Annotated in this window: 20 protein-coding genes; 9 read left to right on the top strand and 11 right to left on the bottom strand. The window is 44.7% G+C overall.

Annotation, left to right across the window (positions count from 1 at the left end; genetic code table 11):
* The first annotated feature begins 6 nt into the window (after positions 1–6).
* Positions 7–1386, top strand: a complete 1380-nt coding sequence (locus ACWJJX_RS06715) for an amino acid permease (RefSeq protein WP_032862558.1) — start codon at positions 7–9, stop codon at positions 1384–1386.
* A 63-nt stretch (positions 1387–1449) separates the two neighbouring features.
* Here the strand turns inward: ACWJJX_RS06715 and ACWJJX_RS06710 are convergent, their stop codons facing one another.
* The 3 genes from ACWJJX_RS06710 to ACWJJX_RS06700 all read right to left on the bottom strand — a co-directional run bounded on the left by ACWJJX_RS06710 (position 1450) and on the right by ACWJJX_RS06700 (position 3676).
* Positions 1450–1950: a YwgA family protein gene (locus ACWJJX_RS06710; RefSeq protein ID WP_007407653.1), complete on the bottom strand. Its 501-nt coding sequence runs from the start codon at positions 1948–1950 to the stop codon at positions 1450–1452.
* A gap of 39 nt (positions 1951–1989) precedes the next feature.
* Positions 1990–3291 (bottom strand): HD domain-containing protein, encoded by a 1302-nt coding sequence (locus ACWJJX_RS06705; protein WP_146275737.1) that lies wholly within the window; start codon positions 3289–3291, stop codon positions 1990–1992.
* A gap of 160 nt (positions 3292–3451) precedes the next feature.
* Positions 3452–3676 carry a DUF1450 domain-containing protein gene (locus ACWJJX_RS06700; protein WP_003151034.1) on the bottom strand — a complete coding sequence of 75 codons (225 nt, stop codon included), beginning with the start codon at positions 3674–3676 and terminating at the stop codon, positions 3452–3454.
* Positions 3677–3879: 203 nt separating this feature from the next.
* On the opposite strand from ACWJJX_RS06700, the gene ACWJJX_RS06695 reads away from it, so the two are divergent.
* The 5 genes from ACWJJX_RS06695 to ACWJJX_RS06675 all read left to right on the top strand — a co-directional run bounded on the left by ACWJJX_RS06695 (position 3880) and on the right by ACWJJX_RS06675 (position 7752).
* The gene (locus ACWJJX_RS06695) at positions 3880–4653 is read left to right on the top strand and encodes an RsfA family transcriptional regulator (RefSeq protein WP_003151032.1); all 774 of its coding nucleotides are present in this window, start codon (positions 3880–3882) and stop codon (positions 4651–4653) included.
* 261 nt (positions 4654–4914) lie between these two features.
* Entirely contained in the window at positions 4915–5229 is a 315-nt protein-coding gene (locus ACWJJX_RS06690) for a PadR family transcriptional regulator (protein WP_012118696.1), read from the top strand.
* Positions 5230–5784 carry an HAAS signaling domain-containing protein gene (locus ACWJJX_RS06685; protein ID WP_003151028.1) on the top strand — a complete coding sequence of 185 codons (555 nt, stop codon included), beginning with the start codon at positions 5230–5232 and terminating at the stop codon, positions 5782–5784. It abuts the gene before it with no gap.
* A 97-nt stretch (positions 5785–5881) separates the two neighbouring features.
* Positions 5882–6802 carry an ATP-binding cassette domain-containing protein gene (locus tag ACWJJX_RS06680; RefSeq protein WP_077722997.1) on the top strand — a complete coding sequence of 307 codons (921 nt, stop codon included), beginning with the start codon at positions 5882–5884 and terminating at the stop codon, positions 6800–6802.
* The gene (locus ACWJJX_RS06675) at positions 6799–7752 is read left to right on the top strand and encodes an ABC transporter permease subunit (RefSeq protein WP_454022839.1); all 954 of its coding nucleotides are present in this window, start codon (positions 6799–6801) and stop codon (positions 7750–7752) included. The genes ACWJJX_RS06680 and ACWJJX_RS06675 overlap by 4 nt, the downstream gene beginning before the upstream one ends.
* On the opposite strand, the gene ACWJJX_RS06670 is transcribed toward ACWJJX_RS06675, so the two are convergent.
* The 6 genes from ACWJJX_RS06670 to ACWJJX_RS06645 form a co-directional block, all read right to left on the bottom strand.
* Positions 7742–8578, bottom strand: coding sequence for a hypothetical protein (locus tag ACWJJX_RS06670; protein ID WP_070082531.1), 837 nt, complete (start codon positions 8576–8578; stop codon positions 7742–7744). The two genes, ACWJJX_RS06675 and ACWJJX_RS06670, sit on opposite strands and share 11 nt — an antisense overlap.
* Positions 8569–9366, bottom strand: coding sequence for a hypothetical protein (locus ACWJJX_RS06665; RefSeq protein ID WP_094247416.1), 798 nt, complete (start codon positions 9364–9366; stop codon positions 8569–8571). The genes ACWJJX_RS06670 and ACWJJX_RS06665 overlap by 10 nt, the downstream gene beginning before the upstream one ends.
* Positions 9335–10258: a DUF6895 family protein gene (locus tag ACWJJX_RS06660; RefSeq protein WP_025853619.1), complete on the bottom strand. Its 924-nt coding sequence runs from the start codon at positions 10256–10258 to the stop codon at positions 9335–9337. Before ACWJJX_RS06660 ends, ACWJJX_RS06665 begins: the two co-directional genes overlap by 32 nt.
* A 48-nt stretch (positions 10259–10306) precedes the next feature.
* Positions 10307–10486, bottom strand: a complete 180-nt coding sequence (locus ACWJJX_RS06655; RefSeq protein WP_003151018.1) for a hypothetical protein — start codon at positions 10484–10486, stop codon at positions 10307–10309.
* 152 nt (positions 10487–10638) lie between these two features.
* Positions 10639–11502 (bottom strand): lipoate--protein ligase family protein, encoded by an 864-nt coding sequence (locus ACWJJX_RS06650; RefSeq protein ID WP_025853620.1) that lies wholly within the window; start codon positions 11500–11502, stop codon positions 10639–10641.
* Positions 11503–11548: 46 nt separating this feature from the next.
* Positions 11549–12448, bottom strand: coding sequence for a LysR family transcriptional regulator (locus ACWJJX_RS06645; RefSeq protein ID WP_007407666.1), 900 nt, complete (start codon positions 12446–12448; stop codon positions 11549–11551).
* A gap of 115 nt (positions 12449–12563) precedes the next feature.
* Between ACWJJX_RS06645 and ACWJJX_RS06640 the strand changes: the two genes are divergently transcribed.
* Positions 12564–13541 (top strand): YeiH family protein, encoded by a 978-nt coding sequence (locus ACWJJX_RS06640; protein WP_094247415.1) that lies wholly within the window; start codon positions 12564–12566, stop codon positions 13539–13541.
* 36 nt (positions 13542–13577) lie between these two features.
* Here ACWJJX_RS06640 and pta read toward each other — a convergent pair whose 3' ends face one another.
* On the bottom strand, positions 13578–14549 hold the full coding sequence (pta, locus tag ACWJJX_RS06635) for a phosphate acetyltransferase (RefSeq protein WP_094247414.1): 972 nt from the start codon (positions 14547–14549) through the stop codon (positions 13578–13580).
* 262 nt (positions 14550–14811) lie between these two features.
* On the opposite strand from pta, the gene hemQ reads away from it, so the two are divergent.
* Both hemQ and ACWJJX_RS06625 read left to right on the top strand, forming a co-directional pair.
* Complete coding sequence (hemQ, locus tag ACWJJX_RS06630; protein ID WP_017418694.1) at positions 14812–15576, top strand: hydrogen peroxide-dependent heme synthase; 765 nt, start codon at positions 14812–14814, stop codon at positions 15574–15576.
* Positions 15577–15719: 143 nt separating this feature from the next.
* Positions 15720–15917, top strand: coding sequence for a helix-turn-helix transcriptional regulator (locus tag ACWJJX_RS06625; RefSeq protein ID WP_017418693.1), 198 nt, complete (start codon positions 15720–15722; stop codon positions 15915–15917).
* 397 nt (positions 15918–16314) lie between these two features.
* On the opposite strand, the gene ACWJJX_RS06620 is transcribed toward ACWJJX_RS06625, so the two are convergent.
* Positions 16315–16509, bottom strand: coding sequence for a response regulator transcription factor (locus tag ACWJJX_RS06620; RefSeq protein WP_326374891.1), 195 nt, complete (start codon positions 16507–16509; stop codon positions 16315–16317).
* Positions 16510–16586: the final 77 nt, after the last annotated feature.

The raw sequence follows: 16586 nt of genomic DNA, 5'->3' as shown, positions 1-16586 counted from the left end.
TGCGTGTTGCGGAATATCCTACAAAAAAAAGACATCACCCAGCTGCTTGAACAAAGCAGAAACAGGCAGACTGCCAAAACGATGGGTGGATTTGATTTAACATTACTGGGCATCGGCGCCGTCATCGGGACGGGCGTCATGGTTCTTACAGGCATTACGGCCGCGAAAAACGCCGGGCCTTCCGTAATCTTTTCTTTTATCATTGCAGCCGTTGTCTGCAGCCTTGCAGCATTATGTTACGCCGAAATCGCTTCTGTTCTCCCGGTTTACGGAAGCGCCTATATTTACTCTTATACCACCATGGGAGAAATTGTCGGCCATTTAATGGGCTGGACGCTCTTATCCGTTTATATGGTGACGGCGTCGGCGGTGGCAAGCGGCTGGTCAAGTTATTTTAATAATCTGTTAGCCGAAATCGGCACGCCTTTGCCGGACAGTCTGCTGCACGTGCCGAGCCAGGGGGGCATCGTCAACCTTCCTGCCATCATCATTACTCTATTAATTGCCGTCGTTCTGTCACGCGGCTCTAAAGAGAGCAAAACCTTTAATAATATAATGGTTCTCGTAAAAATCGGAATTGTTTTGCTGTTTATCATCACAGGAAGCTTTTTTGTAAAGCCGGGCAATTGGCACCCTTTTATGCCTTTTGGAATCAAAGGCGTCATTACGGGGGCTTCTGCCGTCTTTTTTGCGTTTCTCGGGTTTGACGCGATTTCGGCTTCGGCTGAAGAAGTCAAAAAACCGCAGCGCAACCTGCCGATCGGTATTATCGGTTCACTGGTGATCTGTACATTGGTATACGTCATCGTCTGTCTCGTCATGACGGGTATGGTTCCGTATTCACAGCTTAATGTGCCGGAAGCCATGTCTTATGTGCTGCAGACTGTCGGACAAAACGCGGTGGCGGGCATTATCGCTGCCGGTGCGGTGATCGGACTGATGGCCGTCGTTCTCGCCCATACCTATGCGGCGACCCGTATATCTTTTGCGATGGCAAGAGACGGAATGCTGCCGAAAGTCTTTACCATTGTCGGAAAGAAATCGGGAGCGCCGATCTTTAATACGTGGCTGATCGGACTGATCAGCGCATGCATCGCGGGTTTTGTTGATCTGAAAGAGCTGTCGGATCTCTCAAACATCGGCGCGCTATTGACATTTGCCATGGTCAGTCTGTCCGTGCTGATTCTGCGCCGCACCCATAAAGATCTTCCACGGGGATTTAAAGTGCCTTTTGTACCCGTACTGCCGATTTTGGCCATTATCTGCTGTTTGTTTTTAATGGTCAATCTGCCGCTGAAAACGTGGCTTTATTTTGCCGTCTGGCTGATCATCGGCGTCATCGTTTACTTTTTATATTCGTACAAGCACAGCAAATTGAGACAATAAACAAAACCAGGCCCGCTTCATTGCGGCCTGGTTTTTTCATAAAAAAAGACGAAAGCATCGCCTTTAACAAATGTGTTTCAGCTCTTCTATGTAGTGAAGCGCCTCATCATATTCTTCATCCGTATATTTCTGTTTGCTTTTTATCGTAAACACTTTCTCTTTCTTTTCCTCAGCTTCAAGGCCGTCAAAATACAAAATCGTAGACACCAGCTCCAGAAACCGGGATGAGCGGCTGTTGACGCTGTCGATATACTTCTTCATATCCGGCATCGTAAGCTCCGCATGATGTAAAAACTCGGCTCCCGTCTCCGTCAGCGAGTACCGGTATTGAAAGTAGCCGCCCTTTTTTTCCTTCACCTCATCCAGAAACCCAAGATTGCACAGCTCTTCAATTCGAAGCGTCAGTTCTTCGGAATACGGGCCGTAAAAATGAAAATCATATTTTTCGTAGAAAGGATACTGCATTTTCTTCGCGATATAAATGATTTTCTGCAGCTTTTTCCGCCCGATGATTTCTCCAGAATCCGAGAACACCTTCATCAGTTTTGCATGTTCTTTCAACAAATTCCCGACATCTCCTTTTCCTTCTTTACCAAAATCCTTTTATGTCAGTCCCAGCAGCTGCCGGATTTTTAATTTTGCTTCAGGGTTTTCTGAATCATCAAAAATGAGGTCCATCGGATAGTACAGCTTATGATCCGTCCGGCGTTTGCCCGAAATGGATTCGACAATAGCGGACTGCCTGGACAGCTCTTTGATCTGGCCGTTCTGCGTTAACAGATGAATCGGCAGACGCTCCTCCTCTTCACCCGGCCGGTAAAAATCATACGGCAGATCCGATGAAGAATCGACCACTAAATAGTAATTGGGATCAATTCCCGCCTCTTTAAACAGAGCGGTCAGTTCAAAATAAGCCGACATTTCCTCATTGGGGTTAAATTCGGCGTATTGAAACAGCTGGCGGTTAATGAAGCGGCGGCACAAGTCGGACAGAATCGGGTCCTCTTCTTCCTCCCAAGCCTGGAAATAATATAAAATGATGGCTTCATCAAGCTTCAGATAATCCGCAAGCGTCAGCTTCCCTTCAAAAATGGAATAAAAATGAACGGGAGCATGAGTGAATATATACCCTTCTTCATGGAGCTGCTTCGCACGGTGGAGAATTTTCGTCAAAATGACTTCTGCGCTTCTCGTCACGGGATGAAAATACACCTGCCAGTACATTTGATAGCGGCTCATAATATAGTCTTCGACGGCGTGCATGCCGCTTTGCTTAATGACGATCTGGTCCTCTCGCGGACGCATGACCCTTAAAATCCGTTCCATATCAAAATGTCCGTAGCTGACGCCCGTATAGTATGCGTCCCGCTGAAGGTAATCCATCCTGTCGGCATCAATCTGGCTCGAAATCAGGCTGACCACCTGTTTGTTTTTGTATGTTTTGGCAATGACTTCGGCAACATCCTGGGGAAATCCCGGTCCCGCCTTTCTGAGAACCTGATTCACCTCGGTGTCGCCGAGAATGATTTCCCTCGTATAGTCTTCATGATCCAGATGAAAAACCTTTTCAAAGGAATGCGAAAACGGCCCATGTCCCAAATCGTGCAAAAGCGCGGCGCTGAGACAGAGTTCGCGTTCATTGTCATCCCATTCAGAACGCCCTTTAAAAACATCATCAACCATTCGTCTGACAATCTCATAGACGCCGAGAGAATGGTTAAAACGGCTGTGTTCCGCGCCGTGAAAGGTCAAATACGTCGTACCGAGCTGTTTGATCCGGCGCAGCCGCTGAAATTCACGGGTGCCGATCAAATCCCAGATCAGCTTGTCCCGCACATGAACATAGCGGTGAACGGGATCTTTAAACACTTTTTCTTCTGATAATTTTCCGTTTGGATACGCCATCGTCATTCCCTCTTTTTTTTAGCCGTGATTCTATTATATCGGCTCTGTAATTTGAAAACATCCTTGAATTTGTCCGGCGTTTTGTTCCAGTTTTCAATCATTGATTTTTTGAAGCAAAAAAGCCTGACCCATCGGGCGAGGCTGTCGTAAAAATGCACATTTACTTTTTGATCTTCTTTTTCACTTTCTCAATCAGCTCGTCCTCAGTCGGCGCCGACAGCGGGCGGTTGTTTACGAAAGCAAACGATTTCTTGCGTCCGGGCCCGCAATATGACTGACATCCGACCTCCACTTTTGCATCCGGGTCAGCTTCTTTCAAACGCGGCAGCAATGTCTTAATATTGGTGGCCTGGCAATCATCACACACTCGGAATTCATTAGCCATGATGTACGCTTCCCTTCATTCAATGTTCCTCTATGTTAAATCTTAATTTTTAAAAACGAAAAAAATCACATCACGTTTTATTGTACAAGGATTCATCTTATCCTGCAAGGCTCTGCGTATCTCTCATTCTTTCAGCCAATTTGTATAAATATTTTCCAATCTGGACATTCTAATACCATCAAGATTATTGGGGGTTGAGAACATTGACAAAGCAAAGACAGGACGCCTGGTCGGAGGAAAATGACCTGCTGCTTGCGGAAACCGTGCTCCGGCACGTCCGGGAAGGAAGCACGCAGCTGAACGCCTTTGAAGAGGTAGGCGATAAATTAAACAGAACGTCGGCAGCGTGCGGATTCAGATGGAATGCCGTCGTGCGCCATCAATATGAAAAAGCGCTTCAGCTTGCAAAAAAACAGCGGAAACAGCGGATGCGCGCGCTCGGAAACGGCCAGCCGGCCAAGAAGAAACTATTATACCAGCCGCCTGCACCGGATGCGGACATCATTCAAGAAACCGCAGCCGAAGAGACGGTTCAAACGGAAGCGCCAAAAGAGGATCGGCAAGCCGTCATGTCCGGCGAACATATGCCTTATGTCGATGAAAGCTTCAAGGAAGAGTTAGCTAGTTTATCACATTTGCTGGCGCCTCAGCAGCCGAGCCAAAAGGCGGAGCTCACAATGGCAGACGTCATTCAATTTCTGCAGAGCTATGAAGGCAGCGGAAAGCAAACTTCCGCCTTGCAGATGGAAAATGACCGTTTAAAACGGGAAAATCAAGAACTTCAGTCTAAAACCGAGCAGCTGGAAGCGGCCGTCGAAAAGCTTGAAAAAGATCAAAAAACCATTCAGGAAGACTACGAAACCTTGGTGAAAATTATGAACAGAGCCAGAAAACTAGTTTTATTTGAAGACGACGAGCATGCCTCTCCGTCCTTTAAAATGGACCGGAACGGCAATTTAGAAAAAATGGCCGAATAACGCAAAAAACCCCTTTCCTTGTCATGGAAAAAGGGGTTTTTGCCATTTGTCAATGACGCGCATCCTGATCTATATTAATGTAAACATTGTTCAGGAGGCCTTCTTCCCGCAAGGGCTGCGCATCTCGGTCCCCGCCCGCACATAAGCATAAAGATTCAATTCCTCATCCCAAATGGTTCTTGGGAATTATTGATCGATTAGCTACTGTGCAATACACTGTATAGAGAATACAATTATTAGATATGATGGGAATGATAGTAAATGAGTAGCCAATTACGAAAAGGAGCATTGGAACTTTGTGTGTTGTCCTTGCTTCTTTATGAAGATTTATATGGTTATGAATTAATCAAGATCATAAGTGAAACGTTCCCTGTATCGGAGGGCACCATCTACCCCATATTACGAAGACTTACGAAAAATAACTATTTAAAAACGTATACAGCAGCTTCAGATCAAGGCCCGTCACGCAAATATTACAAAGTAACAGAAGAAGGCGCCTTTTATCATCACACATTAAAATCGGAATGGCTTGACCTGTCCGAAAAAGTGAACAGCATCATTAAGGAGGGAAAATGAATGTGTAAAGACCAATATTTAAAACATCTCCGGCGGGAAATAAAAGATCTGCCGGAACTTGAGCAAAAAGAGATACTCGCCGATATCGGCGAAATATTCCAAATGGGCGGCGCTGAAGGAAAAAGCGATGAACAAATCGCCGGCAATTTAGGAAACCCCAAAACACTTGCGCGCGCCTTAAAAGCGGATATTTTCATCAGTGATGCCGAGGAGCAGAAAACATGGCGCTCCTTTTTCAAAGCATTCGGCCTGATGCTGGGTATGGGCATGTTCAACTTCATGTTTATGCTGACACCGTTTCTTTTTGCCTCTGTTGCGGTGTTAAGTTTGATGGCAATCGGCCTGATGCTGATGACCGGATCATTCTTTCTCCTCGTAAAAGTGCCGATTGTAACAGCCATTTTTAACGGATGTATGGTCCTCGGAGCGGGTATGGCGGTGTTTATGGCCGGATTTGATCTTTCGAAACTGATATTCCGCATCTTTTTGCGCTATTTCAAATGGAATGTCAGCATTGTAAGGAGGGAAACCATTGAATCGAAAAATGTGGTATAGCATTGCTCTCATTTTAATCGCTGCCGGCCTGATCGGAAGCATGTTCTTCGGTTTTGACGGCTTTTACCCTAAATCATAAGGAAGGTGTGCCAGTAGCATGAGTGAACCAGCCCTGATATTAAAAGATGTCTCTAAAACCATCAATCATACCCCTATTGTACAGTCAATTTCTTTCAATGTAAGAAAAGGTGAGATATTCGGCCTTTTAGGGCCGAACGGCTCAGGTAAAACCACTATTTTCAGAATGATCGTACAGCTTATTAAAAAAACAGAAGGAGCCATTTCATTCAGAGGCAGACCGGACAGCGACTTTGAATATTTTATGAGACATATCGGGGTTATCATTGAAGGCCCGGATATGTATCCGAACATGACCGCTTTGCAAAACCTAAAATATTTTACTAAACTGCGCAGCACCTCGCTGCGAACGGATGACCTTATGAATACCCTTGCAAAAGTCGGACTGGAGCAGGCTGCCCGCAAAAAAGTGAAACATTTCTCATTAGGCATGAAACAGCGCTTGGGGCTCGCTTATTCTCTTCTTCACAATCCCGGGTTATTAATTCTGGATGAACCGATGAACGGCCTCGATCCTAAAGGGATGAAAGAGTTGCGCATCATTCTTTCCGATTTAGCGAAGCAAGGGGTTTCCATTTTATTATCAAGCCATTTATTGTCGGAAATGGAGGAGATTTGCGACAGGGTTGCCTACATTAAAAAGGGACGGATTTTAGGAATTGAAGACATGAAGAGCAGAAATGACCTTGGTCAGAAAAAGCTGTTTACCGTCACGGTCGATCATCCGGCAAGGGCGAAAGAAATATTAGAGCAGGACGGTATTCTTCAAGTACAGCAAAAAGACAGCCGCATCATTGAATTGGAAGCGGAGGAAGATACCATCCCGTATATCATTAAAACTTTGGCAGAGAAAGAGATTCTGATTTCCCGCGTTTCTGCAAGGACTTTGTCATTGGAAGAGAAATACATGATGATTACAGATCAGGAGGACGCGGTATGAGCATATTTCATCTGGCGCAGAACGAATTCATAAAAATAACCCGAAAAAAAGGCACACTTTTATCTCTTTTATTCCTGTTTCTCATCGTTTTGCTGGCCGGCCTTATTATGAATCATGAGTTAGATGCTTCCTCGGATAACAATTGGAAAGAACGGCTTCTCGCCGAAAAAAAACAGGAAGAAATTAATAAACCGGCTGAAACGGCAGGCGTTTATTATTCTGCTGATGTTAAGAATAAAGACTATTATTTGGAGCATAACATCAACCCTTATGAATGGAACGGCTGGAGGTTTTTCGGCACCGTTACTTCAAACGGGCTGGAGATTTTCGTAAGCTTAACCGCGATTTTAACCGTCAGCGGGGTTGTTTCTAAAGAGTTTGCCCTTGGGACGATTAAGTTTATCGCTACAAGCCCGAACCGAAGATGGCGGATTTTAACATCGAAATTTCTGGCCTCCCTTCTGTTTACCGGTATGATTTACTTATTTTACTGTGTGAGCTGTTTGCTGATCGGCGGCGTGTTATTCGGTTTTTCCAATGCTTCATATCCGCTCGTCTTTACTCATTTAAATGACAGTCTGTATACCATCAGTTCAATCAAAGCATCCGGAATCATTCTGCTTTTGCGTTTCATATCAATTATAAGTATTGTCACCATTGCGTTCACTTTGTCAGTATTGTGCAAAAACCAGGCGCTCTCCCTTTGCTTATCCATTTTACTGCTGTTTGCCGGCAGTATATTGGGCGGAACTGATTTGCTTGCCCAATTTACGTGGTATAAATTTACGCTCTTTCCGCATTTAAACCTCGTTGCTTATGTAAATAAAAGTGCGGGTGATGCGATTTCAACGTTAAACATCCCCTATTCCGTGACAGTTATAGCGATCTACTTTCTTATTTGTTTATTGATTTCTTTTTCCGTCTTTCAAAAGAGAGACATTACAGCATAGACAGAGAGGCGGCGGCATAATGAGCGGACGGCAGGAAATACTGACGGTCCAGCAATTTGCCGCTGACCGCCCCTTGGTCCATCGCTAATGGATTCAAATAACCGAAGCTCCCGCTGCTTCGCTGCTGAAAGCGTAGAAATTCCCGCCCTTCCCGTATAAAAAGCGCCTCATCGAATCGGAGAAATTTCATAATGGCTGTGTATTTTGCAACGGCGGCAATGTGATACTTTCTGCACTCGGCTAACATTAAACCTGAAAAAGCAAAATCTGATGTTTTGTACCATTTTGCGAGAAAAGGCTGTAATTCTTTCATTTGCAAATAAGAGACGGCATAAAGGGCATCCGCCTGTTCTTCCTGGATGCCGCCCGGTGCCATGAGCAAATCGGCCTCACGTTTCATTGCGGTTTCTAAGAAAACGATCAGTTCTTCCGGGGTCACCGCTCCAAAATAAGCTGCTAACACCATGAGGATCATAGAGGAAGGCTCTGATTTCAGTTCCTCTTGTAAACCGCGGACCATTTGTTCAAGTCCGTTATGAAAAAAGATGCTTTTTGCGGCATCCATCCTGCGGTACACATGATACGCATACGCGAACAGGACCGGATGGCATTCGTGCGTTTTTTCCCAAAAATAACGGTCTAAGAATAGAATAATTTCTTCTGTATCCTTTCTTTTTTCAAAATGATGACATGCCGCTAAACCGCAAAACAGGTGCATGAGATCATCTGCTTCCATTTCTTCCGGCTGCAGCTGAATGTTCTTCCAAAAACCCAGCAGCCATTCTTCTGTTTTTTTTATATTAAAATGTTCCTTGACTATCCGCATGTTCCACACTCCAGATTCAGAATCTCAATCGCCGGCAGAAGAGCCGGAGCACAATGAATGGATGGATTCTCGTTATTTATATGATGAAGAGCCGCTTGACAGCCATAAAAAAATGGATCGATACACGATTGGATAAATAACATATTGCACAGCTGTTTCATTTTTCGGCTGCCGAGACAAAACACAAGCCATTTTTGAATGGAGGCCTTCAAGCCGGGATGAAGCAGATGCTCTCCCTGGTCTAAATGAAGAAGACAGTACTCGACAAACTCCAGCTCGTTTTCAGCTGTTCTTTTCCATGCGTCATGGAGCAAAGGCTGAAACATCGAATTCTTGTAAAAGCGCACTTTTTCATGGTCAGTTGACATTCCCAGCTCATTCAGTAAACCGACGAATTCGGCATATTTAAAATAAGGCCATTCTTTTTTTATAAGATAGCCGTTTTGCAATCCGTGACGTATGATCTGATCATCCGCTTCCATTCCCTGCTTCTTTTTATAAGCTTTTGCCGTTAAATAGATATGAATCAACTCATTGACAATGGCCGTGTTACAGTGAAACAGATCTTCCCAGCATGACTTATCAACGAAAGCGGAGGCAATCCTTTCAGTATGTTCTTTTACAGTAGAAGAATGGCTCGTCTTTCTGTAGTATTTGCAGAAGCCGGCAAACAGCTGAATGCTCTTTTGATCCGGAAGCGATTGTTCAGCAAAAGATAATAAAAATTGATCCGTCTCTTCAGCTAATCTGTTCAAGTTAATCGTTCCTTTCTGTTCTAAGACAGGCATGTGCGGCACCCGCGGCGACAAGTGTTGTATGATAGCAATGTTTAAACACATCTTCTCTTCGCTGTTCACCTTTCAAACCGGGTTTATGTTGATAGGTGATGCTCGGGACATTCCCCTCTTTCATTCGGCCCCGATAGATTTTATTCCAGGCTGCTTCATAGAGCGGTTTATGGTTGTCCTTATCCATGTCGATATGTAAAAAAGAGCTGCACATCAATAATTCACTGGTAATATCTAAATTCTCAAGACAGATATAGATCCCGAGAAATTTCAGGACCTTTTCTTTTAAGGACGGCAGATGATATTCTTTATCCGTAAGCGAAGAACATCCCATGTCTGTTATATAAAAAATCGTATGAGTGATGCTGTATGCATCATGATCCGTCATATATGTATTTGGGATATCCTGACCAGCTGCTGTATAGTGATATAAGTCAGAAAAATCCGTTATTTCCGAGGTTACGCCCGCTCTTTGCAGACTGTACTTCAGATCCATTTTCCGAAAGGGAATTTTAGCAAGGCTGCAATCAAAACGCGCTGCCGTGAATTTTTCCAGCTCCCATATCACTGAAGCCTGTGACGGATGATCAGTCAAGGTAAGAAATTCACCCGCAATAGCCAATCCGGCGAGACCGTCCGGATCAAAATGAATAAATTCTTCAAGCTGATCATTACGGAGCCTTTCTGTAATAAACTCCGTTAAAACAGCAACCTCCTTATCATCTGCCTGATTTCTGATCAGGTAATTGGTAAGAAAAATGAGTTCTATAAATGTTTTAAGACGCCATCTGAAATCATTCGCTACTTTATGATTCATATCAAAATAATGGATATTTTCAACAATCCATGACAGTGCTCCCCGCTTAATTTCTCTTATATACTCTTGTGTCACACTCTCACCGCCTCGTCTCAGATGCGTAGGCTCCAAACAGTGATTACCTTACTTTTGAGCGGCTAAATCAGAGAAATTCAAATTCGGGTTTTGATTGTCTTCTTGGCTCGGCACTACAAGCACCCAGCCGCTCCAAGCGAAAGAATTGCCTGATTGTTCCGCATCTCCGGCTAACAAATGTGTCGGGATCGTGATTCTTTTTTCTTCTTTTATTTTTTTAAAGTTCATATCTCCATCTCCTTCAGTTTATAGAATTATTTGGAACCTACATAAATATATTAATCAAATAAGGTATATAATGTAAACTAGTTTTGATATAACGATTCTTTTTCACTATAACTAAATAGTATATAATTACCAAAAACAAAAAAAGCCCGGACTCAGTCCAAGCTTTCCTGCGTGCCGAACACCTTCTCATTCCGTTCCAGCATTCGGGTCAGATTTTTTTCAAATACCATTTCCTCTTCCGGCGATAATCCGGCTGCATACAGGCGTCCGCTGAGTTCCTTCAGTTCAGTCAAAAGCGCCAGCATTAAGTCCTGCACGGTAATGTCCGTTTGCAGCAATTCGCTTAATGAAGCCATCGTTTCGGGCCGGATATCGGGATATACGCCTTTTGTATCGTTGCTTTTGTCTTTTAAAGCGGCTTGATAGAAACGTCTGATCAGATCGGCGCGTTCGCTTCCGCTTTTATCGGCGCAGAGGTAAATCTGAACCGCGGTTCCGCCCCGCAGGCGTCTTTGTGAGATTCCCGCGAATTTTCGGCCGCCGATGCTGAGATCATAGCTGCCCGGACAGTACGATCCTTTAATTTCATATGCTTCAATTTCGGCATTGTGCGGACGCAGCATCCGCCGCACCAGCTCTGTCATCGCCTCGTAGCCTCTGTCAATGTCGATGCCTTTTTTCTCATCTTCAAAAATAAGCGAGATATTCAATACGCCTTCATCGAGAACGACCGCTAGGCCTCCTGAATTGCGGACAATGACACGGTAGCCTTCGTCCTCCAGCAATTTCACGCCGTCCTCTAAAAACGGCAGGCGTGTGTCCTGAATACCGAGCACGATCGTCCGGTGGTGCACCCAAGAGCGTGCCGTCGCAGGCGATTCCCCTTTGCCTACGGAGGCGCACAGCGTATCATCCATTGCGAATGACTGCTTCGCATCAAAATAAGGGCCGAGGCTGGATTGGTCAATGATTCTCCAGCTCGGCTGCATCAGTAAATCAATCGGTTGCTTTCCCATCTATATTAAATCCCTTTCGTCATAGGCTTTCCATGCGTTTATTATATCACTCCGCTTGAGATGATTGAAATTGGCTTTTCAAAAGAGCGATGAAGATTTCTTTGTTTTTTGTGTTCTCCATAATGGAAGATTGGATGATAGACAGTTTCCGTTTTAAGGAGAATCCTTTTATCTCAAGCACGGAAATGCTGCCGTGAAGCAGATCCTTTTGCAGCACGCTTTTTGACAGAACGGAAAGACCCATTCCGCTGATCACGGCTTCCTTGACGCCCTGGTTGCTGCTGATCGTCATCATGGATTTCGGCCGCAGTCCGTTTGATTGAAGGACATGGTCTAAATATTCCCTCGTTCCCGAACCCTTCTCCCTTGTCACCCACGCTTGATTTTGCAATTCGGCAGCCGGGATGTTTTTTCTGCCGGCGAGCGGGTGTCCGTTCGGTGCGGCAATGCACAATTCATCCTCCATAAACGGCTGAATGTCGAGCTCGTTTTTCCCCGTATGCCCTTCAATTAATCCGATATCGGCTTGAAGCATCCGAACCGCTTCGCTGACCTCCTCCGTGTTTCCGATCATGACGTCCAGGTTCAGTTCGGGATACTCGTTATGAAGCTTTGCGAGAAGCGGCGGCAGAATATATTCGCCGATGGTAAAGCTCGCGGCGATTTTGAGCTTCCCTTTGACATAATGATGGTGGGCGTAAATTTCGGATTTCGCCTGTTCGTACAAAAAGACCATCTGCTTGGCGCGCTGATAGAGAATGTCCCCCGTCGGCGTCGTCGTAAAATGCTTCGGAGAGCGGTTCAGCAAGGCAGTTTGAAATTCTTTCTCCAGGTTTTTAATGTGAAGGCTCACGCTCGGCTGAGAAATCATCAGCTTCTGCGCCGCCTTTGTAAAGTTTTTTTCTTCCACGACGGCAATGAATGTTTTCAGTTCCCCATAATACAAAAAGCATCGCCCCTAATCATTATTTTTCCTAATCGTTTATATCATATAAATATATTTTACTAATGATTAAGACCGCAGTAAAGTGGAGTTATCAAGATAATGGGAAGTGACTGAGATGATGATGGTAAAAGGTATTTCAGTTACCGCAGGAATTGCGTTTGCGGCTTTCTATGTCAGCCGCCTGCCGTTTTTGCATATGCTCGGAATGCTTGTCCTTGCCATGCTGATCGGCATGCTCTGGCGCGCCGTATTCGGACAGCGGGAGGCATTAGAGCCGGGGATCGCGTTCTCAAGCAAATACTTGCTGAAAGCAGGCATCATCCTGCTTGGCATGAGACTGAATCTGGCGGATATCTATCATGCGGGCTGGCACGTATTTGCAATTGCCGTCTGCTGTATGATGTTTGCGGGTGCCGTTGTATACGGACTGTCCCGGCTGTTCCGTATAGATCAGACACTCAGCACGCTGACAGCCTGCGGCACAGCGATCTGCGGGGCGGCAGCCATTGCCGCGATCGCGCCGCAGATCAGATCAAATGAAAATGCAGCCGCCATCAGCGCGGCCGCCGTTTCGTTATTAGGAACCGTTTTTACTGTTGTATATTCTCTTGCTTATCATGGATTGGGGTTTTCTCCTGCGGCTTACGGGGCCTTTTGCGGGGCAACGCTTCACGAAGTGGCGCATGCGGCGGCGGCCGGCAGCGCCGGAGGAAAAGCAGCCGTCGAGATGGCGGTGATCGTCAAACTGACCCGGGTCGCGCTGCTCGTCCCGGCCGCATTCATGCTCGGAATGCGGGCGCGCCGCAGCGGAAAGTCAAAGACGGCTTCTGCCGCTTCGCTCCCCATCCCTTGGTTTATCTTCGGATTTCTCGGAATGAGCGCCATCCATACATCAGGCGTTATTTCAGCTTCGTTTTCCGCGTTTCTTGTTCAAGTGTCTTATGTTTTAATCGGCATGGCGATGGCGGGTCTCGGTTTGAAAGTCCATATATCGGCGTTTCGTCATAGCGGCTGGCGGGCGCTCGCAGCAGGCTTGATCGGTTCTCTCTGTTTGTCCCTGTTCGGCTGGGCCGCAGTGACGTTCTTTCTATAAAAAAAGCCGGACCTCGTAAAGGCCGGCTTTTGCGGATTACAGCGCTTGAACAGCCGTAATTAACGCAAGATTGTAGACGTCTTCCGCATTACATCCTCTGGAAAGATCGTTTACAGGCATATTCAATCCTTGCAGAATCGGTCCGACCGCTTCAAAGCCGCCTAAGCGCTGAGCGATTTTGTAGCCGATGTTTCCTGCTTCAAGGCTTGGGAATACAAATACATTCGCGTCTCCTTTAATGTCGGAGTCCGGCGCTTTTTTCTCCGCGACAGACGGCACAAATGCAGCGTCGAATTGGAATTCGCCGTCAAGCGTAAGCTCAGGCGCTTTTTCCTTCGCAATTTTCACGGCTTCAGCCACTTTGTCCGTCTCGTCTGATTTCGCCGATCCTTTTGTAGAGAAACTGAGCATGGCAACGCGCGGGTCAATGTCAAACATTTGAGCCGTATTGGCGCTTTCAATGGCGATTTCGGCAAGGTCCTGGCTGTCAGGAGCAATGTTGATCGCACAATCAGCGAACACATACTGCTCGTCACCGCGGGCCATGATGAAGACGCCTGATGTTTTTTTCACGCCTTCTTTTGTTTTAATGATTTGCAGTGCAGGGCGCACCGTATCGGCTGTAGAATGTGCAGCTCCGCTGACAAGTCCGTCTGCGAGACCTTTGTACACAAGCATCGTGCCGAAATAGTTTTCGTCCAGCAAAGCTTTGCGGGCCTGTTCTTCCGTCGCTTTGCCTTTGCGGCGTTCTACGAAAGCCTGAACGAGTTCTTCCATGCCTTCATATGTATGCGGGTCAAAAATGTCCACGCCGTCAAGCGTAAGATTTAATTCTTTCGCTTTTGCTTGAATGTCTTCTTTATTGCCGACCACGATCGGCTTTAATACCTTGTTGCCCGCCAAGTTGTTGACCGCAACCAGGATACGTTCGTCCAACCCTTCAGGAAATACGATTTTCACATCTTTTCCTGCGACTTTTTCTTGTACTTTTGTAAATAAATCTGCCACGATATTCCCTCCTCTATGTTGACAAAAAACGCTTACTTTTACAGCATACTCTTCTTCCAGCTAAATTCAAATAACCAACTTCTATTATAGCGCTTTCAAAAAGAAATCTTATTTTTCTAACTAATTTAATTGACGGTTTGTTTCACGGCTTAGTTTCTGACACAAGGCTTCGGATTATTCAAGGTTTCTCCACAGCCGAAACGGTTAAACTGTGATATAGTGAAGGCATCAATGTAATGAAAAGATATAGGAGTGAAGATACATGAGTGAGCAGCAAAAAACGAACGAAGCCGCCCAAACGCTTGACGGCTGGTACGCGCTTCACGATTTCCGCACAATGGACTGGACGTCATGGAAGATGTTATCCAGCGATGAGCGCCTGTCGATTATTCACGAATTTACGGGACTGCTTGAAAAATGGGGTGTCGCCGAAAAAGAAGGAAAAGGCTCGCAAACGATCTACAGCATCGTCGGACAGAAAGCTGATTTCATGCTGATGATTCTTCGCCCGACAATGGAAGAGCTGAACGAAATCGAGCTTGAATTTAACAAATCAAAGCTTGCTGAATTTACAATCCCGGCTTATTCTTACGTGTCCGTGGTTGAGCTGAGCAACTACCTGGCAAGCGGAGAAGGCGATCCGTATGAAAATCCGCATGTCCGCGCCCGCCTGTATCCTGAGCTGCCCGAAGCGAAATACGTCTGCTTCTATCCGATGGATAAAAGAAGAAGCGGCAATGACAACTGGTACATGCTTTCTATGGATGAACGCAGAAACCTGATGAGAAGCCACGGCTTGATCGGACGGAGCTATGCCGGCAAAGTCAAACAGATTATCACGGGATCTGTCGGTTTTGACGATTACGAATGGGGCGTCACGCTCTTCAGCGATGATGTGCTTCAGTTCAAAAAGCTTGTTTATGAAATGCGCTTTGATGAAGTCAGCGCGCGCTACGGCGAATTCGGTTCATTTTTTGTCGGAAACCGCTTGTCTCTCGACACGCTTCCGAAGTTTTTGCATGTGTAATAAGTTGTTAAAGCCTGATTTTAAAAATCAGGCTTTTTCCAAAAAACTATTGACAAAATATTGAACTTGATGTAAAGTTTACTTTACGTAAAGTACACTTTACTCACCGAGCAATTGTTGTATCGAAATGAGGTGAAATATGAGTGAAAAATCGGTTAAAAGAAATTAGACAGAGGCATTCTTATTCACAGGAAACGCTAGCCTTGAAATTAAAAGTGTCCAGACAAACCATCATTTCAATTGAGAATGGGAAATATAATCCCTCTCTGCCCTTAGCTTTGAAAATAGCAAAGATTTTCAAGGAAAGTGTAGAGAATATATTTTTGTTAGAGGAGGAATAAAAATGAAGAAGAACTTTTTTTTAATATCTTTTGTTTTTTTCATTATCGTCTCAGGAGCTTTTATAGCACTATCAATATTTACGCAAACAAAATTACCTTCAATAACTTTTCCCATCTTAACTCTTTCAATAATAAGCTTTGTTCTATGGGCTACCTTCCCATCATTACCATTAAAAAGAGATGAACGAGGAAAGTTTATAATACAGAAGAGCTTAGCCTATACTTTTATGCTGACCTTAATTTATCTTTTCATTTTCTTGACAATATTTTATTTTAATTTAATCAACCTAGACAAAGAACAGATTTTACTCTTATTTTCCTCGTTAGTTATAAGTACAGCATTTATATCGATCCTCATTCTAAATAAGAAATACTAACAATTAATACTGAAAGTTAGTTAAATTAATTCTTTTTTGAAAGCTTTTACTATTATTCCAACTCGAGAACGTACATTTAACTTTTTACGTATTTTTGCTATATGATATTCAATAGCTCTTTGAGAATAACCTAATTGTTCAGCTATTTCTATATTGGATTTTTCTTTAGCTATTAGATCAAAGATTTCACTCTCTGTTTTCGTTATATTGTTCACCTTTGAAAACCCCTTTAAAACAAAATCTTTGGAACCACACTACCATACATTAGGCTCCTTATATTTATAATTTAAAA

Source organism: Bacillus sp. YH3-2-B2, assembly GCF_053663335.1.
This window is presented reverse-complemented; position numbering and strand designations above follow the sequence as displayed.